The organism is Alsobacter ponti, from assembly GCF_024294805.1.
In the GTDB taxonomy this organism is placed as follows: domain Bacteria; phylum Pseudomonadota; class Alphaproteobacteria; order Rhizobiales; family Beijerinckiaceae; genus Alsobacter; species Alsobacter ponti.
The window spans coordinates 257,443-281,944 of the sequence record NZ_JANCLU010000004.1 but is presented as its reverse complement, the minus strand read 5'-3'; the positions used below and the strand labels follow the sequence as shown (position 1 = coordinate 281,944).

Sequence of the window (24,502 nt, the reverse complement as noted above, 5' to 3'; positions counted from 1 at the left end):
TGACGCGCCGGGCATGAACCGCCTGCACATCTCCGCGCTCGCGGTCGGCGCGATCTTCGTCGGCCTGTGCGCGGGCCTGCGCGTCGCCGACCCGATGCCGGCGCGGATCGCGCGCGAACTGCTGTTCGACCAGTACCAGCGTCTCCAGCCGCGCGCCTACGAGCCGCTGCCCATCCGCATTCTGGACATCGACGAGGCGTCGCTGGCGACGGTCGGCCAATGGCCGTGGCCGCGCGACGCCCTCGCCAAGATCGTCACGCGGCTGCGCGAAATGGGCGCCGCCTCGGTGGCGTTCGACATGGTGTTGGCCGAACCCGACCGGCTGTCGCCGGCTTCCCTCGGCGCGCGACCGGAGGTGCGCGACGTGGTGGGCCCGGCCGTCGCCGACGCCCTGCAAAGCAAGCTGCCCGATAACGACGCGGTGTTCGCCAAGGCGATCGAGGGCAGCAATGTCGTCCTCGGCTTCGGCATCCTGCCCGGGGAGAACGCGACGCGGCCGCCCAAAAAGGGCGGGCTCGCCTTCACCGGCCTCGACCCGGCCCGTTCCATCGTCGGGTTCGGGGCCGCCGTGGACAATCTGCCCGCGCTGGACGAGAGCGCCGCCGGGCTCGGCGCCATCTCGATCTCGCCGCAGGACAACCAGGGCATCGTGCGTCAGGTGCCGCTGATCTGGAGCGACGGCCAGCGCGTCTATCCGAGCCTCGCGCTGGAGGCGCTGCGCGTCGCGCAGGGCGTCGACACGCTGCTGGTGCGCTCAACGCCGAGCGAGCCGGCGGCCGCCCTCTCGGTGCGCGCCGGGGACGTCGAGGCGCCGACGACGGCGCGCGGCGAATTCCGGGTCTATTTCACGCGCGAGACGCCAGAGCGCTACGTCTCGATCGCGCGGTTCCTGCAGGACCCGCCCGACGAGTCGCTGCGCCCGCTCGTCGAGAACAGCATCGTCTTCATCGGCACGTCGGCGGTGGGCCTTCTCGACGTGCGCACCACGCCGCTGGGCGAAACCGTGCCCGGCGTCTCGGTGCACGCCCAGGTGCTCGAACAGGCGCTGAGCGGCAAGTTCCTGCTGCGTCCGGACTGGGTGGACCCGCTGGAGACCCTGCTGGTCGTCGTGTTCGGCATATCGGTCGCCGTCGCGGTGACGCTGGGCGGGCCGATGCTGGCGCTGGGGCTCGGCGGGCTGCTGGCGCTGGGCCTGTGCGCCGGCTCCTGGTTCGCGTTCAGCGCCTTCGGCCTGCTGATCGACCCGGTGTTCGCGCTGGGATCGTCGCTGGTGCTGCACTTCTCGCTGACCAGCTTCCGCTACCTGGTGACGGACCGCGACAAGCGGTTCGTGCGCCGGGCCTTCGGCCGCTACGTCTCGCCCGCCATCCTGGCGCGCCTGGAGGAGAACCCGCAGGCGCTGCGGCTGGGCGGCGAGGAGCGCGACCTCACCATCCTGTTCCTCGACATCCGCAGCTTCACCTCGCTCAGCGAAACCCTGTCGCCGACCGAGCTGATCGAATTCCTCAACCGCGTGCTCGGTCAGCTCAGCGAGGTGATCGTCGACCAGGCCGGCACCATCGACAAGTATATCGGCGACTCCATCATGGCGTTCTGGAACGCGCCGCTGGACGTGCCCGACCACGCCAAGCTCGCCTGCCTGGCCTCGCTGCGCCTGCGCGACCGGCTGGCCGAACTGAACGCGAGCGACGCCTTCGGCCTGCATCGCAAGGGCTACGCCAGCCCCAACATCCGCATCGGCATCGGCATCAACCGGGGCAGCGCCTGTGTCGGCAACATGGGCTCGGAGCACCACTTCAACTACTCGGTGGTGGGAGACGCCGTGAACGTCTCGGCCCGCGTCCAGGGGCTCACGAAGGAGCTCGGCGTCGACTGCCTCGTCACCGAGACCGTGCATTCCGAGGTCCCCGCCTTCGCCTGGCTGGAAGCGGGCGAGGTGGAACTGCGTGGCCGGCACGAGCAGACCCGGATGTTCATCCTGGTCGGCGACGAGGCGGTCGCGCAGGGCGACGCCTTCCACCAGCTGGCGCGCGAGCATGCCGGCCTGGTGCGCGCCAGCGAGACGGGCGACGTCGACGAAATCGAGCGCCGCCTCGTCGCGTGCGCGCGCATCGCGAGCCGCGATTTCCCGATGCTCGACCTGTTCTACGAAAAGTGCCGCGAGCGCCTGGCGCCCGAACCGGCGGCGCGGCCGGAACTGCGCGTCGCCAACGCCTGACGCGGCGCCAGAGGCGGAGTCAGCCGCGCGTGCGCGAGCGCAGGGCCGCCGCCAGCGTGCCCTCGTCGAGATAGTCCAGCTCGCCGCCCACCGGCACGCCATGGGCGAGCCGCGACACGGCGACGCCGGTGGGGGCCAGCAGGTCCGTTACGTAATGCGCGGTGGTCTGCCCGTCGACCGTGGCGTTGAGCGCCAGGATAACCTCCTTCACCGGGCTGTCGGTGACGCGCGCGAGCAGCCGGTCGAGGTTGAGGTCGGACGGCCCCACCCCGTCGAGCGCCGACAGCACGCCGCCCAGCACGTGGTAGCGGGCATTGACCACCCCGGCCCGCTCCAGCGCCCAGAGATCCGACACGTCCTCGACGACCACCAGGATCGACTCGTCGCGGCGCGGGTCGCGGCAGATCGTGCAGGGATCGCTGGTGTCGACATTGCCGCAGGACGAGCACACGCGCACCGTCTCGTTGGCCACGCGCATGGCCTCGGCCAGCGGGGCCAGCAACTGCTCCCGCCTTTTGATGAGGTGCAGCGCCGCCCGGCGGGCCGAGCGGGGGCCGAGCCCCGGCAGGCGCGCCAGGAGCTGGATCAGCCGCTCGATCTCAGGGCCGGTAACGGACGCCATGGTCCGCTCAGAACAGCTTCATCCCGGGCGGAATCGGCAGACCGGCGGTGATCGACGACATCTTGTCCTGCGCCACGCGATCGGCCTTGCCGCGCGCGTCGTTGACGGCGGCGGCCAGCAGATCCTCCAGGATGTCCTTCTCGTCGACCTTCATCAGGCTGTCGTCGATGGCGACGCCCTTGACCGCGCCCTTGGCCGTCATCGTCACCTTGACCATGCCGCCGCCGGCCGCGCCCTCGACCTCCATGGACTCGAGCTCGTCCTGGAGCGCGGCCATCCTGGCCTGCATCTCCTGGACCTTCTTCATCATGCCCATGATGTCCTTCATAGGGATCTCCAATCGTCCGTCACAAATCGTCGTCGAAGCCGTCGAAATCGAAAGGCGCGTCCGCCACCTGGGCATCCTCGTCCGGTTCGGCGGGCGCGGGGGCGGCGGCCTCCATGTCGCGGATGGCGGTGATCTGCGCGCCCGGCCAGCGTTCCAGCGCGGCGCGCACCAGCGGGTCCGCCCGCACGCCCGTCATGCGCTCGCGCGCCTCGGCGTCCGCCTTCTCGCGCAGGGTCGGCTGCCCCTCCTCCGAGGACAGCGCGACGATCCAGCGGCGTCCCGTCCAATCGGCGAGACGCTTGGAGAGGTCGCCGGCCAGCGTCGGCGAGGCGTTCTCGCCGGCGGCGAATTCCAGCCGCCCGTCCTCGAAGCGGACCAGCCGCACGTCGCGCTCCAGCGCCATCTTGGCGGCGATGTCGCGCTTCTCGGCGGCGAGCGCCACGAGATCCTCGAACCGCGCCACCCGCACCGCCGGCGCGCCGGCAGGCGTCTGCGAGGGCGCGCGGGCCTGCGGCTCCGCCCGCGAGGCGACCGACAGGCTGGCCCCGACGCGTGGCTGCCCGAGGCCCGGGTCGGCGCGCTGGTCGGCGCGCGGCGCGCCGTTGGCGACGGCGCGGGCTCCGCCGCCGCCGCCCGGGGCCGGGCCGGAACCGCCGCCCGCGCCGTTCACGCCGCCCTGCTGGGAGAGCAGGCGCAGCGCGTCGTCCGGCGTCGGGAGGTCGGCGGCGTAGGCGAGGCGCACCAGCACCATCTCGGCGGCGGCCACGGGCTTGGGCGAGGACTGCACCTCGGCGATGCCGCGCGACAGCATCTGCCAGGCGCGCGACAGCACCCGCATCGACAGCGTCGTGCAGGCCTCGCCGCGCACGCGCTCCACCTCGGTCACGCTGGCCTCGCGCGCAGCCTCGGGCACGACCTTGAGGCGGGTGACGAGATGCACGAACTCGGCGAGGTCGGTGAGCACGACGGCCGGGTCGGCGCCCGAATCGTACTGGTCGCGCAGTTCCTTGAGCGCCGTGGCGATGTCGCCCTTCATCACCGCCTCGAACAGGTCGATGACGCGGGCCCGGTCGGCGAGCCCCATCATGGCGCGCACCGTCTCGGCGTCGACGCGCCCCGCCCCGTGGGCGATGGCCTGGTCGAGCAGCGACAGCGAATCGCGCACCGAGCCCTCGGCGGCGCGCGCGATCATCGCCAGCGCCTCGGGCTCGACCGAAACGCCCTCCTGCCGGCAGATGGACTCGAGGTGGCTCACCAGCAGCGAGGCGTCGACGCGGCGCAGGTCGAAACGCTGGCACCGCGACAGGATGGTCACCGGGACCTTGCGGATCTCGGTGGTGGCGAACACGAACTTGGCGTGCGGCGGCGGCTCCTCCAGCGTCTTCAGGAAGGCGTTGAACGCCTTCTCCGACAGCATGTGGACCTCGTCGATGATGTACACCTTGTAGCGCGCCGAGGCCGGGGCGTAGCGGATGCCGTCGGTGATGGCGCGCACGTCCTCCACGCTGGTGTGGGAGGCGGCGTCCATCTCCAGCACGTCGACGTGCCGCGATTCCATGATGGCGCGGCAGTGGACGCCCTCGTCGCGAAGCTCCACCGTGGGGCCGCCGGAGCCGTCCTCGCGCACGTAGTTGAGCCCGCGCGCCAGGATGCGGGCGGTGGTCGTCTTGCCGACGCCGCGCACGCCGGTGAGGATCCAGGCCTGCGGAATGCGGCCCGTGGCGAAGGCGTTGCGCAGCGTGCGCACCATCGCTTCCTGGCCGATCAGGTCGTCGAAATTCTGGGGACGATACTTGCGCGCCAGCACGCGATAGCCGCCCTGCGACGCGGCTTGCGGCGGCGCAAGGCCCGGCAGGCCGGGTCCGTCGGTATCCGCCGAGACGGCGGCGTGATCGAGCGTGGGCTGGTCGGTCATCGGGCCCTGTCGTCTCGGCCCGGATCGCGTCCCGAGCGGCGGATCGGCAGGCTGCGATCGTTCGAATGAGGTGGGAGGCTGGACAGAGACCCGCCCGATCTCGTTAGGGCTGCTTCCTTCCGGACCTGACCCGGTTGGCGAGTGGAACGTCCACCGCCAACCTCCCGCGCCCTATATCGGACATCGGACCCCGGATTACAAGCCGCAAGGCGCGCGTCGCGAGGGGTGCATCGCGGCCGCGACTCCTCTAGCCTCAGTGGGCCCGAACGCCCTTCCCGAGAGTCCGCCCATGAGCGAGCCGTTTTCCCTGCATCCCCAACTCGCCGGGGACACCGCGCCGGTCGGCGACCTCGGCCTGTCGCGCGTGCTGCTGATGAACGACAGCCGCTTCCCGTGGCTGATCCTGACGCCCCGCCGCGCCGGCATCCGCGAATTCATCGAGCTGTCGGAGCCCGATCAGGCGACGATGTGGCGGGAGATCCTGGACGTCTCGCGGGTCGTGCAGGCCCTGTATAAGCCCGACAAGCTGAACACCTGCGCCATCGGCAACAGGGTGCCGCAGCTGCACGTGCATATCGTCGCCCGCTTCGCCGCCGACGCCGCCTGGCCGGCGCCGGTGTTCGGCTTCGGGACCGCCCGCCCCTACGCGCCGGACGCGCTGGCGGCGGAGACGGCCCGCCTCTCCGCCGCCCTCGGCCATCTCTGACCCGGACCCGCCATGACGCTCCCCCTCGAACTCTCCGCCCGGCTCGGCTACGCCCAGAACGGGCTCGACCGGCTGGCCGAACACCGCGACGACGCCGCGCGCATGGAGGGGCTTCGCGCCTCCCCGCTGGCGCGCACCGTGGTGGTGGCCGGCGACATCCCGCTGCTGCGCCGGGCCGGCGACGGGCTCGACGCGCTGTTCCACCTAGCGGAGGCGGAGGAGCTGGGGCAGCTGCGCGAGACCGCCTTCCTCGGCCTCGACGGCGACGCGCCGGTGTTCGCGACGCTGCTCGACGCGCGCGCGCCGGACGACCAGGGCCAGTCGGCGCTGGTGTCGATCGACCTGCGGACGCTCGCCGTGCAGGGCCTGCTGCCGCCGCCGGCGCTGGGCCGGCTGGCCCAGGCCAAGAGCCTCCTGTTCTGGCACCAGCGCCACCGCTTCTGCGCGCATTGCGGCCAGCCGACCGCGAGCGCGGCCGCCGGATGGCGGCGCGAGTGCCCCGGCTGCGGGGCGCAGCATTTCCCGCGCACGGACCCCGTCGCCATCATGCTGGCGGTACGCGGCGATCGCTGCGTTCTGGGGCGGCAGGCCCGCTTCGCGCCGATGATGTATTCCTGCCTCGCCGGCTTCATCGAGCCGGGCGAGACGGTGGAGGACGCGGTCCGGCGCGAACTGCACGAGGAAGCCGGCGTCCGCACCTCGCGGGTGCGCTACCTGGCGAGCCAACCCTGGCCGTTCCCGGCCTCGCTGATGATCGGCTGCCTGGCGCTCGCGACCTCGGACGAGCTGACGGTCGACTCCAACGAGCTGGAGGACGCGCGCTGGTTCACGCGGGAGGAAGCGCGCGCCATGCTCGAGGGCACGCACCCCGCCGGCCTCGGCTGCCCGCCGCCCATCGCCATCGCGCACCACATCATGCGCGCCTGGGCGGTCGACGGGCAGGAGCCCTAGAGACCGAGCCCCTGGCTTACGGCCACTTGAACACCTGGATCGCGGCCGGGATCAGGATCACGATCAGAAGCACCGGCAGGAAGAACAGGATCATCGGCACGGTGAGCTTGGGCGGCAGCGAAGCCGCCTTCTTCTCGGCCTGGATCATGCGCTCGTCGCGGCTTTCCTGGGAGAGCACGCGCAGCGCCTGACCCACCGGCGTGCCGTATTTCTCGGCCTGGACCAGCGCCTGGCAGACGCTCTTCACCGGTTCGAGCCCGGTGCGAGCGGCGAGGTTCTCGAAGGCGAGGCGTCGGTCCTGCAGGAACGACAGCTCGGCGGTGGTGAGCGACAGCTCCTCCGCCAGCGGCACCGACTGGGTGCCGATTTCCTGCGAGACGCGGCGGAACGCCTGCTCGATCGACATGCCCGACTCGACGCAGATCAGCAGCAGGTCGAGCGCGTCGGGGAAGGCGCGGCGCATCGATTGCTGCCGCTTCAGAATCTGGTTCTTGATGAACACTTCCGGCAGCTTGATGCCGACGAACGCGCCCACCATGCCGCAGCCCATCTTGACGATGAAGGGCTGCTTCGTGTCCCACAGCAGGAACGCGTAGGCCAGCGCCACCAGCGCCAGCACGATCGGCGTGACGAGGCGGAAGAACAGGAAGCCGACTTCCGCCTGCGGGCCGCGATAGCCGGCCATGGTGAGGCGCGACTTGGCGTGCTCCGCGCCCAGCCAGCGGCCGAGCTGGAACTGGTCGACGATCTGCTTCATGTAGGCCTTGGGGGCCTGCCGCAGCGAGGGCCTGTCCGCCTGCCGGGCGAGGCGCTCGCGCTCGCGGGCGCGCAGTTGCTCGCGCTCCAGCGCCACCGCCTTCATGCGCTTGTTGAGGACGTCGCCCTCCACCAGCGGCATGGCGAGGGTGAGCACCGTGGCCGCCGCCGCGATGGCGGCGAGCGCCATCACGATGAAGTGCGGGTCGGCGACCTTGGCCATCAGGGCGGAAAGCATCGCGACCGTTCCCTCAGATATCGAAGCTGATCATCTTCTTCATGACCAGCGTGCCGGCCACCATCATGAAGGCGCCGCCGGCCATCCACAGCCGGCCGCTCATCGTCGTCCAGAGCAGGCGGATGTAGTCGGGGCTGGTGCCGTAGACCATCAGCCCCACGGCCACCGGCAGGATGCCGATGATGATGGCGGAGACCTTCGCCTCCATGCTCATCGCGTTGATCTTGCCGCGCATCTTCTTGCGGTCGCGGATGACGCGGGAGAGGTTGCCCAGCGCTTCCGAGAGATTGCCGCCCGACTTCTGCTGGATGTTGATGACGATGGCGAAGAAGTTGGCCTCGGGCACCGGCACGCGCTCGTAGAGTTTGCCCACCGCCTCGCCGATCGGCATGCCCATCGTGTGGCTTTCCATCACCACGCGGAACTCGGTGCGCAGCGGCTCGACGGCCTCGTTGGCGATCAGCCGCAGGCAGTCGCCGAGCGGCAGGCCGGAGCGGATGCCGCGCACGATGATGTCCATGGCGTTGGGCAACTCGTCGGTGAAGCGCGCCATGCGCTTCTTGCGCATGCGTGCGATCATCCAGCGCGGCAGGCCGAGGAAGCCGACGAAGAAGCCCATCGCGAAGCCGGCCGGATGGCCGCTGCCCGCCAGCACGAGCACGGCGGTGACGAAGCCCATGACAGCGCTGACAAGGTAATAGCGGCGCCGGTTCCATGACAGGCCCGCCTGGGCGAGGCGCTTATCGAGGTTGACGGTGTTCGCCTCTTTCTGGCGCTGCTCGATCTCGCTCAGGCTGGTGCTGATCTTGTCGCGCCGCGCCTGCGCGGCGATGGCGGCGCCGCGCGCCTCCGTGGTGCGCGCACCAGTTCCGACGAGCGACTTGCGCCGCTGCGCGGCCCGGCCGGTTCCCGACAGGGTGGGGTACAGAAGAGCGTAGGCCGCCGCGCCCACGGCGACGGCGGCGAGGGCGCCGATGGCCAGCTTGCTCAGGTCCATGCGCGCGTCCCGTGCGGATCAGCCCAGGTTCGCATCGTCGATCACCTCCATGGCGTCGAGCGCGGTGGCGAGGCGGCGCTCCTCGTTGTAGTAGCGCGCGCGCTCCCACATTTTCGGGCGTCCGATGCCGGTCGAGACATGGCGGCCGATCAGCCGATTGTTGGCGTCCTCGCCGGTGATTTTGTAGAGCATGATGTCCTGGGTGATGATGGTGTCGCCTTCCATCCCCAGAACCTCGGTGATGTGGGTGATGCGGCGCGACCCGTCGCGCAGGCGCGACGCCTGGACGATCACGTCCACGGAGGAGCAGATCATCTCGCGGATGGTGCGCGACGGCAGCGAGTAGCCGCCCATCGTGATCATCGACTCGATGCGCGACAGCGCCTCGCGCGGCGAGTTCGCGTGCAGCGTGCCCATCGAGCCGTCGTGGCCGGTGTTCATCGCCTGCAGCAGGTCGAACGCCTCCGGTCCGCGCACCTCGCCGACGATGATGCGCTCGGGCCGCATGCGCAGGCAGTTCTTGACGAGGTCGCGCATGGTGATGGCGCCCTGCCCCTCGAGGTTGGGCGGGCGCGTCTCCAGGCGCACGACGTGCGGCTGCTGCAACTGCAGTTCCGCCGCGTCCTCGCAGGTGATGATGCGCTCGTCGTTGTCGATGTAGCGCGTGAGGCAGTTGAGCAGCGTCGTCTTGCCCGAGCCGGTTCCGCCCGAGATGACGACGTTGCAGCGGACCCGCCCCATGATCTGGAGCAACTGCGCCCCCTCAGCCGAGACCGAGCCGAAGCGCACGAGCTGGTCGAGGGTGAGCTTGTCGCGCTTGAACTTTCGGATGGTGAGGGCCGCGCCGTCGATGGCCAGCGGCGGCGCGATGACGTTGACGCGCGACCCGTCGGGCAGGCGCGCGTCGCAGATCGGCGAGGCCTCGTCGACGCGACGGCCGACCTGGCTCACGATGCGCTGGCAGATGTTCATCAGCTGCGACGCGTCGCGGAAGCGCACATTGGTGAGCTGGATCTTGCCGGCCACCTCGATGTAGGTGCGCGACGGCCCGTTGACCATGATGTCCGCGATATCGTCGCGCGCCAGCAGCGGCTCGAGCGGACCGTAGCCGAGCACGTCGTTGCAGATATCGTCGAGCAGATCCTCCTGCTCGTCGATCGACATGGCGAGGTTCTTGAGCGCGATGATCTCGGTGACGATGTCCCGGATCTCCTCGCGCGCCGCGTCGGCGTCGAGGCGGCTCAGCTGCGACAGATCGATGGCCTCGATCAGCGCGCCGAACACCATGCTCTTGGTCTGGTAGTACTCCTCCGAGCGGCCGGGCAGGCCGAGCGCGGCGGGGTCGGCCATCGGCGAACCCGGCGAGGCCGGCGGCGGCGTGGGGCCGAGCACGGGGGCGGGCCCGACGACCGATCCGGTCGCCGGGGACGTCTTGCCGAACGCGGCTTGCGGCGTTCCGATGGTAGCTCGTTTTCCGAACATGGCGTCCCGAGTGTCCCCGACAAGACCTTACATTTACGTTGCGCAACCCCCGCCCGGACCGACCGGAGGTTGTCGCCCCGGCATCACCCGCGCGCCCGCTTCAGCCGGTTGAGCAACGGCTTGAGGAAGGCGCGGCTCTGCGACTTGGCCTCGCTGCGCCCGACGAGCCGCGCGGCGAGGGTCTCGAGCGCCTCGGCGACCTTGCCGTTCGGCTGCGACTCGACGACGAGCTTGCCATTGTTGGCCGCCGTGCCGAACAGCTGCGGGTCGAAGGCGATCACCGTCTCCGGGTCGCCGCCGAGCGCCTTGGCGAACTCCAGCACCGGGATCTCCGGGCGCTTGGGCACGCCGGTCATGTTGATCACCACGCGCGGCCGCCGGTCGTTGGGACGGGCGCTGGACAGCACGTCCATCATCACCTTGGCGTTGCGTAGATTGGCGAGGTCGGGCGCCGCGACGATGACGATGTCGTCGGCCGTCACGAGCTGGCGGCGCGTCCAGCCGTTCCACTGGTGCGGCAGGTCGAGCACGACGCAGGGCGTCGAGGCCCGCAGCAGCTCGACCGTGAGGTCGAAGCTGGTTTCATCGAGGTCGTAGATGCGGTCCAGCGTGGCCGGCGCGGCCAGCATGTGCAGGTTTTCGGAACACTTCGACAGCAGGCGGTCGAGGAAGTTCGCGTCGAGGCGGTCCGGCGAGTACACCGCGTCGGCGATGCCCTGCGGCGGATCCTGGTTGAAGTCGAGGCCGACCGTGCCGAACGGCAGGTCGAGGTCGGCGATCACGGTCGGCGTGCCGACCCTGACCGACAGGCTCCAGGCGAGGTTGTGCGCGATGGTCGACGCGCCGACGCCGCCCTTGGCGCCGGTGACGGCGATGGTGCGCCCGAGCGGCCCGCTTTCCGCGCCGCTGTAGAGGTCCGAGATCGCCTGGATGAGGCCGATCAGGTCGAGCGGGGCGATCAGGTAGTCGGAGACGCCGCGGCGGATCAGCTCGCGATAGAGCAGCACGTCGTTCATGTGCCCGATCACCAGCACCTTGGTGCCGGGGTCGCAGGTCTCGGCCAGCGCGTCGAGCAGGCCGAGCAACTGGTTCCCGTCGCCGGTGAGCGACTCCATGACGATGAGGTTCGGGGTGGGCGCGGTGCGGAACATCTCCACCGCCGCCGGCGCGCCGCCCATCGACACGACGACCTGCGCCTTGTCCATGCGCCGGTCGCGCGCCGCCGCCTCGACGAGCGCGGCCACCGGCTGCGTCTCGCAGAACGCGTGCACGGAAATCCGCGGCACGGGCATCACGACGCGATCCGGCGCGCCCCCTCCGGTCCAGCCCCCGTCCATCAGTTGCTCCCCACTGCGGTCGACACGTCGGCGGCCTGCGACTTCCAGTTCGTCGAGGGGTCCTGGCCCTTGCGCAAATCGTCGATCGCCTTCATACGGCGCGCGATGTCGGAGCGCGTCTCGGCGCGCGGCCTCACGAAGTCGACGGGGTCGTCGACCTGGTTGGCCAGCGCCGTCTGGTAGGCGCAGCCCATGTTCGGATAGGGCTTGTTCTTCCAGCCCTCGACGCTCGCGGCCTCGCCGTTGAGGTCCTGCCGCCAGTCACCGCAGGCGCCGAGCACCTTGGCCTGCATCTTGGTGAAGCTGAGCCGCACCGGCGAGGCGAGCGCCGCGTCCGGCGTCGAATAGTTCTGGTAGCGGACCTGGTGGCCCGCCAGGCCCGCCGACGCGAGCGAGGCGCGCACCGACTGCGCGCCGCCGCCGCCCTTGCCGCCCGTCACCGGCACCAGGACGAGGATGCCGCCGCGCCCGTGCTCGCGGTAGTCCTGCAGGAACTGCTGGAGATCGCGCGCCTGGCGCTCGTCCAGCCCGTAGCCGTTATGGCCGAGGAACAGGTCCAGCTCGGTCGGCGCGTAAGCCAGCGCGATGGGATGGCGGACGCGGTAGTCGTTGGGGTAGCCGAGATCGGGCTGGGCGATCTCCGAGCGGCACGCGCCCAGCGCCAGCAGCAGGGAGAGGGCGGCCGCGGCCCGCGCGAGCGGGCGGGCGGCGAGAGAGTGGAGAGCGGCGGGCATCTGCGTGGCTCCTGGTGTCGCTGTCGCGGTCCGCATGGGCTCAATCGATCACGAAGCCGGCCTTGCCGCGGTACGCGACGGGACGCGCGCCGGGCGGGCCGTAGAGGCGGTTGAGCCGGCCGAGCAGCACGGTCTGGGGATCGCTGGCGTCGGCGAAGCCGTCATCGGGCCGGGCCACGTTGCGCTCCGACGTCGCCTTGGCGATGTAGGGCGTCACCGTGATCAGCAGTTCGGTCTCGCTGCGCTGGTAGTCGCGCGAGCGGAACATCGCGCCGAGCACCGGCAGGTTCATCAGGCCGGGCACGCCGTTGACGGCCTGCGCGTTGCCCTGCTGCATCAGGCCCGCCGAGACCAGCGACGCGCCGGAAGGCAGTTCGACGGTGGTGTCCATCTTGCGGGTCTTGAAGCCCGGCGCGAAGGCGCCGGCCGAGATGCGGATCTGGCTCTCGTAGTCGACGTCCGTCACCGCGGTGGAGACGTGCAGGCTGATGCGCCCGTCGGAGAGCACGACCGGAGTGAAGTTCAGCACCACGCCGACCTGGCGATAGGTGATCGAGGTGGTGCAGGTGGTGCCGACGAGGCCCGCCGTGCAGGATTCGCCCGAGGGCACCGGCACGTCGCCGCCCGCCGTGAACTGGGCGCTCTCGCCGGAGATCGCGGTCAGCGTTGGCTCGGCGAGGGTGCGCATGACGCCGGCGCGCTCGGCGGCGCGCAGCGTGACGTTGGGCAGCGGGCCGAGGCCGCTGCCGCCGGTGATCGCCGTGGCCGCGAGCGCCTGCGGCGCCAGCGAGAACGGCGTGTCGGTGAGGAAGCTGCCGCTCGCGCCCGCCACCTGCCACTGGCCGCTGGTGTTGATCCCGAGCTGCTTGAGCACCGAACGCTGGATCTCGGACACGGTGACCTTCAGCATCACCTGGTCCTTGTTGCGGACCGTCAACGAGTTGACCACCGTGCCGGTCACCGCGGTCGCGCCGATCGCGCTGGTGGCGACGAAGCCCTTGGCGATGTCCATCGCCTGCAGCGCGTCGCCGGGCGAGTTGACCGTACCGGTGAGGACGATGGTGTCGCCGACGGGCACCACGTTGATCGCGCCGGCGGGGACCGCCGCCTTCAGCGTGCGCCGCAGCAGGTTGAGGTCGCGCCCGACATTAACGTCGAGCGTGGCGATCTGCCGGCCCTCGGTGTCCATCACGACGACGCTGGTCTGGCCGTCGGCCTGGCCGATGACGAACAGCTTGCGCGTCGAGCGGACGATGGCGTTGGCCACTTTCGGGTTGGCGACGAAGACTTCCTTGGCGTCGCGCGGCAGGTCGACGATCACCGACTTGCCGATGCCCATGTCGAGGCGGCGCGCCTGGCCGTCCGTCATGCTGATCTGCGTCTCGGTCATCTGCGCGACGGCGACGCCGGGGACGAACAAGGCGGCCCCGCCCAGCATGACGAGAGCGGGCAGGAAACGCCGGAGCCGTTCGGGTGAGCGTGTCATTCCAGTGTTCCTCGCTGTCCGCCGACGCTCAGCGCTGCGTGGCGGCGCCGTAGCGTACGATGGTGAGACTGTTGTCGTCGGGCCGCTTCACCGGCTCGTCGGCCTTGGCGATGTCCTGCAGGCTGCGCAGCGCCAGCGAGAGCTGGCCGACGCGCTGGGCGAGAAGCACCAGCTCCACCTGGCCCGGATCGAGCTCCAGCGTCGCCGTCTCGCCGACCACGACCTTCTCGCCGTTGCGCTCCTGGATGTTCTGGCCGATGGCCAGCACCTTGACGTTTCGCAGCAGCGTTTCGCTGGCGTAGACCTCGCGCTGCTCGGCGTGGCTCGCGTCGTCGTTCTTGAAGATGCGGATCACGTCGACGCGGTCGTTCGGCAGGATGAAGTTGCCGGCCGAGTTGCTGCCGCGATTGTCGATGGTGATGGCGAGCGCGCGCTGGCCGGCCGGAAGCAGGGCCGACATCACGCCGCCCTGGTTGGCCTTGACGAGCCGCTCGTTGCGGATCGGCTCGCCCGTCATCAGCGTGGTCCGGGCGAGCGCGCCCGTGAAGTCCTGAACGGCGTTGGGCTGGGAGGCGCGGGTGATCATGCCCGGCCCGACACCGTCGCCGGGCCAGGCCTGCCACTTCACCTCGCGCGCCGAGACGGTGGCGCCGACCGGGATGTCAGTGGCGGCGACCAGCACTTCCGCCGCTGGCGCGACTGGGGCGAACTGGGTCGTGGCGGGCCCCTGGCCGGGGCTGGCGGCGAGGTAGGCCGCAATGCCGCCGGCGACGAGCGCCACGGCGAAGACTACGAGGCGTAGCGGATTCATGCGCCTGTCCCACTCCTGGATGCACGACGTCGTGCGTCCCTGAAACAGGCATCAACATCTTCTACTTACAGTTAACAAATCGTTTTCACTACAACCAAGGGGCGAGCATTCATTTGGTAAGCGGCTAATGCAAGCTTGCCAGGGTCCATAAAGGCGACCCCGGATATGCCGTGAGCCCGCCCGCCGCCAGTGCGATGCCGTACGGAATGCCGGTGCGCGGCTGGTGCAGGTGGACCAGCCACGGCACGCCGAGCGCCATCCGCGGCATCGGATGCGCCCGGTACTGGAGCAGCAGCAAGGTCAGCACGCCGCCGAACACCGACGACCAGGCGAGGTACTGCACCACGGCCTCCGAGCCCATCCACAGCGCCGTCGCCGCCGCCAGCTTGGCGTCGCCGCCGCCGATCCAACCGGCCGCGAACATGCCGAAGGTGACGAGCAGCACGAACGCGCCCGTCGCCACGTGCCAGGCAAATGCGCCGGCGGGCATGCCGAGCGCCAGCGCGACGACCAGGAACCCCGCCGCCAGCAGCAGGGAGACGCGGTTGGAGATCGTCATGGAGATCAGGTCGCTGGTCGCCGCGTAGGCCATCAGCGCCGGGAAGAGCAGGAGGATGAGCAGGTCCGTCATCGCGCCGCCGCCGTCCGCGTCACGGAAACGTCTTGGGCTGGAACGTCATCTGCAAGTTGCCGCGCAGCGATGCGAAAGCCCCGATCAGGCCGATCATGATGATGCCGCCGATGAGGCCAAACTCGACCGTCGTGTTCGCCCGTTCGTCGCCCGCGAACCGTGAAAGCAGTGCCAGCATTGCGCGTCGTCCCGCCGAAGGGCCGCCCAGGCCGGGCGCCCGGCGCCCGCCCGTCCGCGTCCCGTTGGACGCCGCGGCCGACAGGTCCGACGCTAGGCCGCCGGCCTTTCGGAGCGGTTAAGCGCAAGTCTCGCGGCCCGCGACAATTGGATCGGTTAAGGGCAGGGTTAACGATCGGTTGGAGCCGCCGCTGCGTTCACGGATTGTATACCAATCAAGCGCAACCTTCACGCGAGACTTGCCCCGGTGAAGAGGATGTCGCTCGTGCCCCCGTCTCCGCTGCCCTGCCGTCCGGCGCGCCGCCGTGGACCGGCCTTTTCCGCCGCCCTCGCCGCCTGCGCGCTCGCGCTTGCGGCCCCGGCCTTCGCGTTGGACAGCGTGACGGTGCTCACCGACCGCGCCGCCGTGCTGAAGCTGCCGCCCTCCACCACCACCGTCATCGTCGGCAATCCGTCGATCGCGGACATCTCAGTGCAGAAGAACGGCTCGGTGGTGATCACCGGAAAGGCCTACGGCACCACCAACCTGATCTCGCAGGACGCCACCGGTTCGGTGATCTCGGAGCGGCTGATCCATGTCGAGCCCGCCACGGACGGGCAGGTGCTGGTGCAGCGCGGCCTCGAGCGCGAGACCTATTCCTGCACGCCGCGCTGCCAGCCCACGATCAGCCTCGGCGACGTTCCCAAGTTCTTCGAGGCGACAGCCAACCAGGCCAACGTGCGCAACGGGCTCGCCAAGTAACGGCCAGAACCCGCGCCGCGCCGTCCGATCCCTCGAATTTTAGGCATCCCATTCAGACGATCTTCTGGAGCTGGTGCTTAGCTGCGCCAAGAGTTACCGGCAACCTGGGGGAGTTATCGGCCGTGAGCCCTGGCGCAGCGAAACGGCGTGACGGCGGCAAGCTGCGACGCCTCGTCGTGCGGTTTGCGAAGGACCGGCGCGGCAACACGGCGCTCGAATTCGCCTTCATCGCCATTCCCTTCCTCGCCGTCATCTTCGCCGTGTTCCAGACCGCAATGGTCTATGTCAGCGGCTCGATGATGCAGACCGCCGTCACCGACGTGGCGCGGCTGGTGCGCACCGGCCAGGCCAAGGCGATGACCGCGGCGGACTTCCGCAACGCCATCTGCAGCCGCATCACGGTAACGTTCAACTGCCAGTCGATGCTACTGGTCGACGTGAAGTCGTACTCTTCGTTCGCCAGCGCCCCCGCGCCCAGCGTGCCGGTGGTTGGCGGCCAGATCGACACCACCACCTTCGGGACCAATTTCAATCTCGGCACGGGCGGCTCGGTGGTGGTGCTGCGCACCGCCATCTCCTACCCGCTGGTGCTGCCGATGATCGGCACGTCGATGGCCAATCTCAACGGCAACAAAATGCTGATCATGGCCTCGGCCGCCTTCAAGAACGAGGCGTTCTGATGCGCGCGCGCCTCGCCCTCGCCCGCCTCGGAGCACTGGCGCGCGCCATCGGGCGTGGCCGCTTCGGGCGCGACCGGCGCGGCGTGGCGGCGGTCGAATTCGCGCTGATCCTGCCGATCCTCCTGACGCTCTATGTCGGCACGGTCGAGACCACCCAATTGCTCACCGCCGACCGGCGGGTGACGCTGCTCGGCGCGACCCTGGCCGACCTCGCCTCGCAGGCCAGCAAGGTGAAGGACGCCGACCTCGCCGGCATGGTGGCCGCCGGCAGCGCCGTGCTGTCGCCGCTTCCAGCCGGAGCGACGCGCGTCCGGCTGACCAGCATCTCGATCTCCGGCACCGGCTCCACCGCCACGGCCACCGTGTGCTGGAGCTACGCCAGCAACTGGACCACCTACGCGCGCGGCACGGTGCTCGACACGACGCTGGTGCCGGCCGCCATGCGGGCCCAGAGCAACGTGTCGTTCATCCTCTCCCAGGTGGAATATCCCTACACCCCGCCGATCGCCGTGCTGCTGACCGGCTCCTTCGTGCTGCGCTCGGGGCAGTTGATGAACCCGCGCAACATCCAGTACGTGGAGAAGTCCGACGCCGCGAGCCTCGGCAAGCCGAGCCCCTCGCCCGGCCCCTGCGTGTGACGCCGCGGGCTTTTCGCCCGGCGCGATCCCTTCTCAGGCCATGAAGCCCGCGACGGCGTCGTCGATCGCCTCGCGCCGCGGAATGCTGGGCTGCGCGCCCGCCTTGGTGCAGGCCAGGCTGCCCGCCGCGGCCGCCCTCGCGAGCGCCGTCGTGAAGCCGAAGCCGGCGTCGAGCCCGGCGGCGAACGCTCCGCAAAACGTGTCGCCAGCCGCCGTGGTGTCGACTGGCGTGACCGGCAGCGACGGGGCCGCCCGGCGGACGCCGCCGGTCCAGCCGATGGCCCCCTCCGCACCGAGCGTGACGATGGTGGCCACACCCCGACGCGCGTCGATCTCCCGGGCGATGGCGTCCGGCTCGCCCGAGATGCCCAGCGCCGCGCCGACGATCGCCGCCTCGTGTTCGTTGACGACGAGAATGTCGAGCGCGGCGAGCAATTCCGGCGCGATCGCGCCGGCCGGGGCGGCGTTGAGGATGACGCGGCCGCCGGCCTCTCGCATGCGCCGCGCCGCCTCGGCGGCCTCGCCCTCCGGAACCTCGCGCTGAAGCAGCAGCGTGTCGCGCGCGCCGAGGCGCAGGCCGTCGAGCTGCGCGGCGGACACCGCCGCGTTCGCTCCCGAGGCCACGACGATGGCGTTCTCGCCGGCGTCGTCGACGCTGATGAAGGCCGCACCGGTCGGCGCGGCCGCTCGCGCCACGCGCGACAGGTCGACGCCGTCCTCGGCGAGCAGCGAGAGCGCGATGTCGGCGAACGGGTCGCGGCCGACCGCGCCGACCAGCGCCACCTCCGCCCCGGCGCGCCGCGCCGCCAGCGCCTGGTTCGCCCCCTTGCCGCCCGGGATCACTTCGTAGCCGGGCCCCAGCACCGTTTCGCCCGGGCGCGGAATGCGCGCCACGCGGGTGACGAAATCGACGTTGACGGAGCCGAACACCACGATCATGCGCGCGAACCCAGATCGCGCCAGGCCGCCGCGAAGGCGCGCGCCCGCGCGCCGACATCTTCCGGGCTCAGGCCTGGCTTGTACAGGGCGGAGCCGATGCCGTAGCCGGCAACCGGGGTCGCCGCGTAGCCTTTCATGCTTTCCGGCGAGACGCCGCCGACCAGCACCAGCCGGGCCGCCTTGGGCAGCACAGCCGCGATGGCGCGCACCGCCGCCGGCGAGATGATCTCGCCGGGGAACAGCTTGAGCACGTCCGCTCCGGCGTCGAGCGCGGCGAAGGCTTCGGTCGGCGTCATCACGCCGGGCGCCGAGACCAGCCCCAGCGCCTTGGCGCGCGCGATCACCGCCGGGTTCATGTTGGGCGAGACGACCAGCGTGCCGCCCGCCTCCGCCACCTTGTCGACGTCCTCCGGCCGCAGCACGGTGCCCGCGCCGATCACCGCCCGGCCCTTCAGGGCGGCGGCCATGAGACGCACCGACTCGAACGGCTCGGGAGAGTTCAGCGGCGTCTCGAGAATGGCGATCCCCGCAGCCACCACGGCCTCGCCGACAGCCACCGCCTCGCGCGGTTCGACGCCGCGCAGGATGGCGATGAGGGGACAGCGGGCGAAGGCGGCGTCGAAGTCGTCGCGATGGGACATGGCGGATCTCCCGGTGGGTTCGGGCCCTCGGCCCCCGGCGTGAACGCTCAGGCGGCGTCGAGGATGCGCAGCAGGCCCCTGACGAACACGTCCTCGGGGGCGAGCAGCCGGCACTCGCGGCCGTGCTCGGCCAGCGCCAGCTCGTAGAATCGGCCGAGCGGCCCGTCCGCCACCACGGTGACGCCGCCCTTGTCGTCGCTCATGGCGAGCCCCTGCGCCACCTCGCCGCCGATCAGCAGGCCGGAGACGTAGGGCTTCACCTGCGCGCCGGGCATCTCGCCCATCAGCACGAGCGTGCGGGCGGAGAAGGCCTGGTGGGTGAGGCCGCCCGGCCGGCGCGACGCCTGCACGCCGCGCAGGAACCCCGCCTCATCCTCGGGCTCCTCGGCGAGCTTGCCCAGGATCGTGTGCTCGGTCAGCGCTGCGTAGAAGTCGCCGGTCATGAAGGTGGAGAAGCCGCGGATTTCGCCGTCGCCGACGCGCGCCCACTTGGCGTGGGTGCCGGGCATGACGACCGCGCCGTCGGTGACGTCGCAGCCGGCGAGCTTGGTTTCCTCGCCGCGCATGACGTCGGGCGCGCCGGAGCTGTCGCGCGCCGCCAGGCCCGGGACAATGAGCCCCTCGACACCGTCTCCAAGATCGACCCGCGCCAGCTTCGCGGCGATGCCGGCGACGGTGGTCGGGCACTCGACATAGGGCGCCTCGACCCAGCCGTTGCGGCTGCCGACCATGCCCGCCATGGCGACCGGCAGGCCTGGATGCGCGCCGAGCCACGGGCCGACCTGCCGGCGCAGGGCGGCGGGAAAGCCGCCGGGCGGCACCGCCATGATGCCCTCGTCCGCGCCGGCGCGGGCCAGCACGCCGCCGTCGGCGTCGACGAGCCAGGCGCGAAGGCGCGTCGTGCCCCAGTCGACGGCGATCAGCTTGGGTGCGCTCATGACAGCCTCCGGCAAACGGGCCGGGACTGTAGCCTCACACCCAACCGCCGTCGACGACGTATTGCTGGTTGGTGCAGCCGCTGGCCTCGTCCGACGCGAGGAACACCGTGAACTTGGCGATGTCATCGGGCATCATCTTGCGCTTCAGGCACTGGCGCTGCATCAGCTCCTGCTCGCCCTCGGGGGTGAGCCACAGGTCGAGCTGGCGCTGCGTCATGATCCAGCCCGGAGCGATGGCGTTGACGCGGACGTTGTAAGACCCGAAGTCGCGCGCCAGTGAGCGCGTGAGCCCCAGCACGGCCGATTTGGCCGCCGTGTAGGCCGCCATTCCCCCCTGGCCGACCATCCACGAGGTGGAGCCGAAATTGACGATGGCGCCGGCGCGCGCCGCCTTCATGTCGTCGAGCACCGCTTGCGCGGCGAAGAACTGGTGCTTGAGGTTCACCGCGATGCGGCCGTCCCAGTACGCCTCGGTGACCTCCTCGGTCTTGTGGCGCTCGTCGTGGGCGGCGTTGTTGATGAGCACGCCGACCGGGCCGAGCGCGGCGCGGATGCGCTTGAAGGCGGCCTGCAGGTCCGGGATCACGGTGAGATCGCAGCGCTCGAACAGCACAGGCGTGCCCGCCGCCTCGAGGTCGGCCACGAGGCGGGCGGAGGCCTGCTCGTTGATGTCCAGGAACGCCACGCGGGACTTCTGCCGAGCGAAGTGGCGGACGATCGCCTCGCCGATGCCGCTGCCGCCTCCCGTGACGATGACGACCTTGCCTTCCAGATCGGGATAGATGGCGCCTTGAGCCATGGAGCGTGTCCTCCTGTGATGCCGCCCTCGTCGGCTTTGGTCTGGCGTGGGGCGGTTCGGTCCTGTCGGCTATGTCTACACGGGCGCGCGCCGCGGCGGCAAGAGGCGGCAGGTGCAAAAAGACGTGCGCACCTCATTTCTTATTCCTTGTCGCTGAACTCATTTCCGCTGTTCAACGCGAGCGGAACCATGTTCGCCCATCAGCTTCGGCCTTTGATTTTTTTCGGCCTCGCGCTAACGTCGCCCTATCGCCGCGGACCGCTCTCGGCAGCGCGGCGGAACGAGCATTCGGGAGGAAGGACCCATGAGGAGCGTCATCCGGCTCGCGGCGCTGGCCGCGGGAATCTCGCTGGCGAGCGTCGCCGCGCACGCCCAGTCGGGCACGCTGAACAAGGCGGTCGGCGGTTACTCGTTCGAGGACGCCGCGAAGGAATCGCCCGCGACGAAGGACTTCAACTCCAAGGACGGCAAGCTCACCTTCGCCATCGTCACCCACACCGCCGGCAACGGCTTCTTCGACCCGACCTATGTCGGCGCGCAGGTCGCGGCCAAGGCGTTCGGCGTCAACCTGATCATGCTCGGCTCCGAAGCCCCGGTCGACGACATCCCGCGCGAGATCGCCATCCTCAACCAGATCGTGCAGGACCCGACCATCGACGGCGTCATCATGACCACGCCGCAGTCGGGCGCCTATGACGATCTCGTCAAGAAGCTCACCGAGCGCGGCATCCCGGTCGCGACGACGAACTCCTACGACGGCAAGCTGCTCAACCGGAACGCGATCTCGCACACCGGGCAGGACGCCTCGGCGGCGGCGATCGGCGGCGAGGCGCTGGCGGCCTGCCTGATCAAGAACAACGTCAAGGGCGGCACCATCATCTTCCCCAACACCACGACGCTGGGGAACGTGGAGGTCAACAACCGCATCAAGGCCGCCTTCGAGGCCACGGTGAAGTCGCTGAACGCCGCGGGCAAGCTGAAGGACTTCAAGGTCGACGCCGGCCCGCAGAACATCGGCATCGACGTCGACAAGGACAGCATCGTCAACTCGGTGGTGAACCTGATCGAGAGCCGCAAGGACGTGGTCGGCGCCTTCGCCGCCAACGGCTTCGTGACCCCGGCGCTCGGCGACGCCATCAGCCAGCTCAAGAAGAACGGCCAGATCTGCGCCTTCGGCTTCGACCTCGGTCCCAAGCAGCAGGAGCAGATCCGCACCGGCGCGCTCACCGGCTCGCTCGGGCAGCAGCCCTTCCTGCAGGGCTTCTGGCCGGTGGCCCAGCTCTACCTGCAGATCGACCGCGGCGTTTCCGCCGCCAACCTCGACACGCGCGCCCAGCTCGTGACGAAGGAGTCGGTCGACAAGGTAGGCAAGCGCTTCGAGAACTGACGCGAACGCGGCGGCGGGGCGGCGCCAACGCCGTCCCGCCCGCTCCCCCGCGCCCCCTTCGCGGAGACGACCCGACCGATGAGCAGCATCGCCACGAGCCCGCCGGCGGCCCGGGCCCCGTCCAGGCTCCCGCTCCAGCTGGTGGGCGGCTGGGAGGCCGGGCTCCTCCTCTTCATGGTCCTGCTCTACGGGGCGGGCGTGTACATCAATCCGGCCTTCTTCGGCTCGACGGACGCGTTCTCGGCCGTGCTGCGCGACACCGCGCGGTTCGGCGTGATGGCGGTGGCGATGACCTTCGTCATCGTCAACAAGGAGCTCGACCTGTCGGTCGGCTCGGTGCTCGGCCTCGTCGCCACGGTGTTCTCCATCCTTTACGCGCCGTCGCATGTCGACGCCGGCGTCGGCTGGGCGGTGTTCGGCGCGGTGGTGACGGGCGTCCTCGCGGGCCTCGTCAACGGCCTGCTGGTGACGCGGCTCAAGGTGCCGGCCTTCATCGCCACGCTGACCATGCTGTTCATCGGGCGCGGACTGGTGCTCGGCCTCACCGGCGGCAAGACCATCGCCTACGAGCGCAAGGCGGCGGACGACCCGTGGTTCTTCTCGCTCGGCGAGACCAACGCGCTCGGATTCAATTCCCAGATCCTGATCTTCCTCGCCGTCGCGGCGCTGGGCGCCGTCGTGCTGGCCAAGACGCGCACCGGCTACCAGACCTACGCGGTGGGCGGCAACGAGCAGGCGGCCACCTATGCCGGCATCCCGGCCCGCTGGGTGCGGCTGCGCGCCTACCTCTTCACCGCGCTCGCGGCGACGCTGGCCGGGCTGATGAACGTCGCCCAGGACAAGGGCATCACTTCGCAATACGGCCAGGGCGCGGAGCTGATCGTCATCGCCGCCGTCATCGTCGGCGGCGCGTCGATCGCCGGCGGCCGCGGCCGCGTGCTCGGCGCGTGCATGGGCGCGGCGCTTGTCGTGCTGATCGACAAGGTGCTGCGCGAGGGCGTGCCCATCACCCGCACCATCGACGTCGGCGGGATCAAGATGGAGGTCCAGGCCATGGCGCAGCTCCCCGGCGGAGCGGTGCAGGCCTTCCTCGGCATCATCCTGCTCGCCGCCGTGCTGATCGAGCCATGGGCGATCAAGGGCGGCGGCGCGGCCCGCGTCTGGGCCCGGCTGCGCGGCCACGAGGCCCCGCCCGCCCCGGACCGGGGCGAAGCCGCCATCGTCGGGGCGCAGACCAAGGGCGCGCGTTCGGACGCGAGGGCGATGGGCGCGCGCGGGCTGCGCGCTTTCCTCGCCCGCCGCGACGCCGCCGCCATCATCCTCGTTGTCGCGCTGTGGCTGGTGGGCATGGCGCTGCGGCCGGACTTCTGGGGATCGCTCGACAATTCGTTCAACCTGCTGCTCGCCTTCACCGAGATCGCGCTGGTCTCGGTGGGGCTCACCTTCGTCATCGCGAATGGAGACATCGACCTCTCGGTGGGCTCCGTGCTGGCCTTCGCCGGGGCGACGGCCGCCTTCCTGATGAAGGAGCTGGGCGTCGACCCCTGGCTCGCCGCCGCCATCGCCTTCGCGGCGGGCACGGCGTGTGGGCTCGTCAACGGCGTGCTCACCATCCGCTACGGGCTGCCGGCCTTCGTGGCGACGCTCGGCATGTTCTACATCGCGCGCGGGCTCGGCGCGTGGCTGGTGGCGGGGCGGCAGCTGTCCGGCTTCCCGGAGAGCTTCAACCTGCTCGGCCGCAACCTCTTCGAGCTGCTGGCCTATTTCGGGCTGGAACCGTCGGGGGGGCTCGGTTTGGCGGTGGCCAAGGCGGTGAGCACGCAGACGCTGCTGCTCGGCGTCGTGGCGCTCGTCGCCGCGGTGGCGCTCGGCCGCACCGTGATCGGCCAGATGGTCTACGCGGTCGGCGGCAACGAGCGCGCGGCGCGCTACGCCGGCATCCGCACCGACGCCGTGCGGTTGTGGTCGCTGGTGTTCAGCGCCATGTGCGCCTCGGCCGCGGGCATCATCTACGTGGCCTATCTGCGCTCGTTCAACCCGTCGGCGGGCACGCTGCGCGAGCTCGACGGCATCGCCTCCGTCATCATCGGCGGCGGCTCCATCTTCGGCGGCTTCGGCACCATCGTCGGCTCGCTCGCCGGCGCGGCGGCGATCACCCTCATCCGCTCGCTGCTGTCGCTTCAGATCATCATGCCGGACGGCTCGTCCTTCGTGCTGCCGCAACACTGGATGAACGTCTTCATCGGCCTCATCCTGATCGGCGCCGTCGTCGGCGACATTTGGATCCGGCAGGAGAACATCCTCGGCCGCCTGTTCTCGTCCCGCTCAGCCTCCGGGAGACACGCCTGA

Annotated in this window: 24 protein-coding genes and 1 other RNA gene; 8 read left to right on the top strand and 17 right to left on the bottom strand. The window is 70.4% G+C overall.

Translation table 11 applies throughout. The features are described 5' to 3' along the window. Positions 1-13 precede the first annotated feature (13 nt). Positions 14-2,218, top strand: a complete 2,205-nt coding sequence (locus NK718_RS06450; protein ID WP_254739755.1) for a CHASE2 domain-containing protein — start codon at positions 14-16, stop codon at positions 2,216-2,218. A 19-nt stretch (positions 2,219-2,237) separates the two neighbouring features. Here NK718_RS06450 and recR read toward each other — a convergent pair whose 3' ends face one another. The 4 genes from recR to ffs all read right to left on the bottom strand — a co-directional run bounded on the left by recR (position 2,238) and on the right by ffs (position 5,249). Further along, positions 2,238-2,840, bottom strand: a complete 603-nt coding sequence (gene recR, locus NK718_RS06445) for a recombination mediator RecR (RefSeq protein WP_254739753.1) — start codon at positions 2,838-2,840, stop codon at positions 2,238-2,240. Between the two features lie 7 nt (positions 2,841-2,847). Beyond that, positions 2,848-3,168, bottom strand: a complete 321-nt coding sequence (locus NK718_RS06440; protein WP_254739751.1) for a YbaB/EbfC family nucleoid-associated protein — start codon at positions 3,166-3,168, stop codon at positions 2,848-2,850. Positions 3,169-3,187: 19 nt separating this feature from the next. Next, the gene (locus NK718_RS06435) at positions 3,188-5,083 is read right to left on the bottom strand and encodes a DNA polymerase III subunit gamma/tau (protein ID WP_254739749.1); all 1,896 of its coding nucleotides are present in this window, start codon (positions 5,081-5,083) and stop codon (positions 3,188-3,190) included. A 69-nt stretch (positions 5,084-5,152) separates the two neighbouring features. Beyond that, positions 5,153-5,249: signal recognition particle sRNA small type (ffs, locus tag NK718_RS06430), an RNA gene on the bottom strand. A 123-nt stretch (positions 5,250-5,372) separates the two neighbouring features. Between ffs and NK718_RS06425 the strand changes: the two genes are divergently transcribed. Further along, positions 5,373-5,789 carry an HIT domain-containing protein gene (locus tag NK718_RS06425; RefSeq protein WP_254739747.1) on the top strand — a complete coding sequence of 139 codons (417 nt, stop codon included), beginning with the start codon at positions 5,373-5,375 and terminating at the stop codon, positions 5,787-5,789. Positions 5,790-5,801: 12 nt separating this feature from the next. After that, complete coding sequence (gene nudC, locus NK718_RS06420; protein ID WP_254739745.1) at positions 5,802-6,740, top strand: NAD(+) diphosphatase; 939 nt, start codon at positions 5,802-5,804, stop codon at positions 6,738-6,740. Between the two features lie 16 nt (positions 6,741-6,756). Here nudC and NK718_RS06415 read toward each other — a convergent pair whose 3' ends face one another. From NK718_RS06415 to NK718_RS06375, 9 genes are all read right to left on the bottom strand, one after another. Continuing rightward, positions 6,757-7,734 carry a type II secretion system F family protein gene (locus NK718_RS06415; RefSeq protein ID WP_254739743.1) on the bottom strand — a complete coding sequence of 326 codons (978 nt, stop codon included), beginning with the start codon at positions 7,732-7,734 and terminating at the stop codon, positions 6,757-6,759. A gap of 13 nt (positions 7,735-7,747) precedes the next feature. Further along, positions 7,748-8,731: a type II secretion system F family protein gene (locus NK718_RS06410; protein WP_254739741.1), complete on the bottom strand. Its 984-nt coding sequence runs from the start codon at positions 8,729-8,731 to the stop codon at positions 7,748-7,750. 18 nt (positions 8,732-8,749) lie between these two features. Beyond that, entirely contained in the window at positions 8,750-10,213 is a 1,464-nt protein-coding gene (locus NK718_RS06405; RefSeq protein ID WP_254739739.1) for a TadA family conjugal transfer-associated ATPase, read from the bottom strand. Between the two features lie 83 nt (positions 10,214-10,296). Next, the gene (locus NK718_RS06400) at positions 10,297-11,550 is read right to left on the bottom strand and encodes a CpaE/TadZ family protein (RefSeq protein WP_254739737.1); all 1,254 of its coding nucleotides are present in this window, start codon (positions 11,548-11,550) and stop codon (positions 10,297-10,299) included. Further along, on the bottom strand, positions 11,550-12,284 hold the full coding sequence (locus NK718_RS06395; RefSeq protein ID WP_254739735.1) for a CpaD family pilus assembly protein: 735 nt from the start codon (positions 12,282-12,284) through the stop codon (positions 11,550-11,552). Before NK718_RS06395 ends, NK718_RS06400 begins: the two co-directional genes overlap by 1 nt. 40 nt (positions 12,285-12,324) lie before the next feature. Continuing rightward, complete coding sequence (locus NK718_RS06390) at positions 12,325-13,770, bottom strand: type II and III secretion system protein family protein (protein WP_254739733.1); 1,446 nt, start codon at positions 13,768-13,770, stop codon at positions 12,325-12,327. Between the two features lie 28 nt (positions 13,771-13,798). Further along, positions 13,799-14,581: a Flp pilus assembly protein CpaB gene (gene cpaB, locus NK718_RS06385; protein WP_254739731.1), complete on the bottom strand. Its 783-nt coding sequence runs from the start codon at positions 14,579-14,581 to the stop codon at positions 13,799-13,801. Between the two features lie 124 nt (positions 14,582-14,705). Then, entirely contained in the window at positions 14,706-15,212 is a 507-nt protein-coding gene (locus tag NK718_RS06380; RefSeq protein WP_254739729.1) for an A24 family peptidase, read from the bottom strand. Between the two features lie 19 nt (positions 15,213-15,231). Then, positions 15,232-15,390 carry a Flp family type IVb pilin gene (locus NK718_RS06375; protein WP_254739727.1) on the bottom strand — a complete coding sequence of 53 codons (159 nt, stop codon included), beginning with the start codon at positions 15,388-15,390 and terminating at the stop codon, positions 15,232-15,234. Between the two features lie 255 nt (positions 15,391-15,645). Between NK718_RS06375 and NK718_RS06370 the strand changes: the two genes are divergently transcribed. From NK718_RS06370 to NK718_RS06360, 3 genes are all read left to right on the top strand, one after another. Next, positions 15,646-16,131 (top strand): pilus assembly protein N-terminal domain-containing protein, encoded by a 486-nt coding sequence (locus NK718_RS06370; protein ID WP_254739725.1) that lies wholly within the window; start codon positions 15,646-15,648, stop codon positions 16,129-16,131. 122 nt (positions 16,132-16,253) lie between these two features. Beyond that, positions 16,254-16,811, top strand: a complete 558-nt coding sequence (locus NK718_RS06365; RefSeq protein WP_254739723.1) for a TadE/TadG family type IV pilus assembly protein — start codon at positions 16,254-16,256, stop codon at positions 16,809-16,811. Then, complete coding sequence (locus NK718_RS06360) at positions 16,811-17,449, top strand: TadE/TadG family type IV pilus assembly protein (RefSeq protein ID WP_254739721.1); 639 nt, start codon at positions 16,811-16,813, stop codon at positions 17,447-17,449. Before NK718_RS06365 ends, NK718_RS06360 begins: the two co-directional genes overlap by 1 nt. Before the next feature lie 33 nt (positions 17,450-17,482). On the opposite strand, the gene NK718_RS06355 is transcribed toward NK718_RS06360, so the two are convergent. The 4 genes from NK718_RS06355 to NK718_RS06340 are packed head-to-tail and all read right to left on the bottom strand — an operon-like array spanning position 17,483 to position 20,766. Beyond that, on the bottom strand, positions 17,483-18,388 hold the full coding sequence (locus NK718_RS06355) for a ribokinase (protein ID WP_254739719.1): 906 nt from the start codon (positions 18,386-18,388) through the stop codon (positions 17,483-17,485). Beyond that, the gene (locus NK718_RS06350) at positions 18,385-19,029 is read right to left on the bottom strand and encodes a 2-dehydro-3-deoxy-6-phosphogalactonate aldolase (RefSeq protein ID WP_254739717.1); all 645 of its coding nucleotides are present in this window, start codon (positions 19,027-19,029) and stop codon (positions 18,385-18,387) included. The genes NK718_RS06355 and NK718_RS06350 overlap by 4 nt, the downstream gene beginning before the upstream one ends. A gap of 47 nt (positions 19,030-19,076) precedes the next feature. Beyond that, complete coding sequence (locus tag NK718_RS06345) at positions 19,077-19,967, bottom strand: 2-dehydro-3-deoxygalactonokinase (RefSeq protein ID WP_254739714.1); 891 nt, start codon at positions 19,965-19,967, stop codon at positions 19,077-19,079. A gap of 34 nt (positions 19,968-20,001) precedes the next feature. Then, the gene (locus NK718_RS06340) at positions 20,002-20,766 is read right to left on the bottom strand and encodes an SDR family NAD(P)-dependent oxidoreductase (RefSeq protein WP_254739712.1); all 765 of its coding nucleotides are present in this window, start codon (positions 20,764-20,766) and stop codon (positions 20,002-20,004) included. A 304-nt stretch (positions 20,767-21,070) separates the two neighbouring features. On the opposite strand from NK718_RS06340, the gene NK718_RS06335 reads away from it, so the two are divergent. Together NK718_RS06335 and NK718_RS06330 are read left to right on the top strand one after the other, a co-directional pair. Continuing rightward, entirely contained in the window at positions 21,071-22,153 is a 1,083-nt protein-coding gene (locus tag NK718_RS06335) for a substrate-binding domain-containing protein (RefSeq protein WP_254739709.1), read from the top strand. A 78-nt stretch (positions 22,154-22,231) separates the two neighbouring features. Beyond that, positions 22,232-24,502: an ABC transporter permease gene (locus NK718_RS06330; RefSeq protein WP_254739707.1), complete on the top strand. Its 2,271-nt coding sequence runs from the start codon at positions 22,232-22,234 to the stop codon at positions 24,500-24,502.

Coding starts and splice junctions, on each gene's coding strand:
- NK718_RS06450 (WP_254739755.1), top strand. CDS start 14: ATGAACCGCCTGCACATCTCCGCGCTCGCGGTCGGCGCGATCTTCGTC.
- recR (WP_254739753.1), bottom strand. CDS start 2,840: ATGGCGTCCGTTACCGGCCCTGAGATCGAGCGGCTGATCCAGCTCCTG.
- NK718_RS06440 (WP_254739751.1), bottom strand. CDS start 3,168: ATGAAGGACATCATGGGCATGATGAAGAAGGTCCAGGAGATGCAGGCC.
- NK718_RS06435 (WP_254739749.1), bottom strand. CDS start 5,083: ATGACCGACCAGCCCACGCTCGATCACGCCGCCGTCTCGGCGGATACC.
- NK718_RS06425 (WP_254739747.1), top strand. CDS start 5,373: ATGAGCGAGCCGTTTTCCCTGCATCCCCAACTCGCCGGGGACACCGCG.
- nudC (WP_254739745.1), top strand. CDS start 5,802: ATGACGCTCCCCCTCGAACTCTCCGCCCGGCTCGGCTACGCCCAGAAC.
- NK718_RS06415 (WP_254739743.1), bottom strand. CDS start 7,734: ATGCTTTCCGCCCTGATGGCCAAGGTCGCCGACCCGCACTTCATCGTG.
- NK718_RS06410 (WP_254739741.1), bottom strand. CDS start 8,731: ATGGACCTGAGCAAGCTGGCCATCGGCGCCCTCGCCGCCGTCGCCGTG.
- NK718_RS06405 (WP_254739739.1), bottom strand. CDS start 10,213: ATGTTCGGAAAACGAGCTACCATCGGAACGCCGCAAGCCGCGTTCGGC.
- NK718_RS06400 (WP_254739737.1), bottom strand. CDS start 11,550: ATGGACGGGGGCTGGACCGGAGGGGGCGCGCCGGATCGCGTCGTGATG.
- NK718_RS06395 (WP_254739735.1), bottom strand. CDS start 12,284: ATGCCCGCCGCTCTCCACTCTCTCGCCGCCCGCCCGCTCGCGCGGGCC.
- NK718_RS06390 (WP_254739733.1), bottom strand. CDS start 13,770: ATGACACGCTCACCCGAACGGCTCCGGCGTTTCCTGCCCGCTCTCGTC.
- cpaB (WP_254739731.1), bottom strand. CDS start 14,581: ATGAATCCGCTACGCCTCGTAGTCTTCGCCGTGGCGCTCGTCGCCGGC.
- NK718_RS06380 (WP_254739729.1), bottom strand. CDS start 15,212: ATGACGGACCTGCTCATCCTCCTGCTCTTCCCGGCGCTGATGGCCTAC.
- NK718_RS06375 (WP_254739727.1), bottom strand. CDS start 15,390: ATGCTGGCACTGCTTTCACGGTTCGCGGGCGACGAACGGGCGAACACG.
- NK718_RS06370 (WP_254739725.1), top strand. CDS start 15,646: ATGTCGCTCGTGCCCCCGTCTCCGCTGCCCTGCCGTCCGGCGCGCCGC.
- NK718_RS06360 (WP_254739721.1), top strand. CDS start 16,811: ATGCGCGCGCGCCTCGCCCTCGCCCGCCTCGGAGCACTGGCGCGCGCC.
- NK718_RS06355 (WP_254739719.1), bottom strand. CDS start 18,388: ATGATCGTGGTGTTCGGCTCCGTCAACGTCGATTTCGTCACCCGCGTG.
- NK718_RS06350 (WP_254739717.1), bottom strand. CDS start 19,029: ATGTCCCATCGCGACGACTTCGACGCCGCCTTCGCCCGCTGTCCCCTC.
- NK718_RS06345 (WP_254739714.1), bottom strand. CDS start 19,967: ATGAGCGCACCCAAGCTGATCGCCGTCGACTGGGGCACGACGCGCCTT.
- NK718_RS06340 (WP_254739712.1), bottom strand. CDS start 20,766: ATGGCTCAAGGCGCCATCTATCCCGATCTGGAAGGCAAGGTCGTCATC.
- NK718_RS06335 (WP_254739709.1), top strand. CDS start 21,071: ATGAGGAGCGTCATCCGGCTCGCGGCGCTGGCCGCGGGAATCTCGCTG.
- NK718_RS06330 (WP_254739707.1), top strand. CDS start 22,232: ATGAGCAGCATCGCCACGAGCCCGCCGGCGGCCCGGGCCCCGTCCAGG.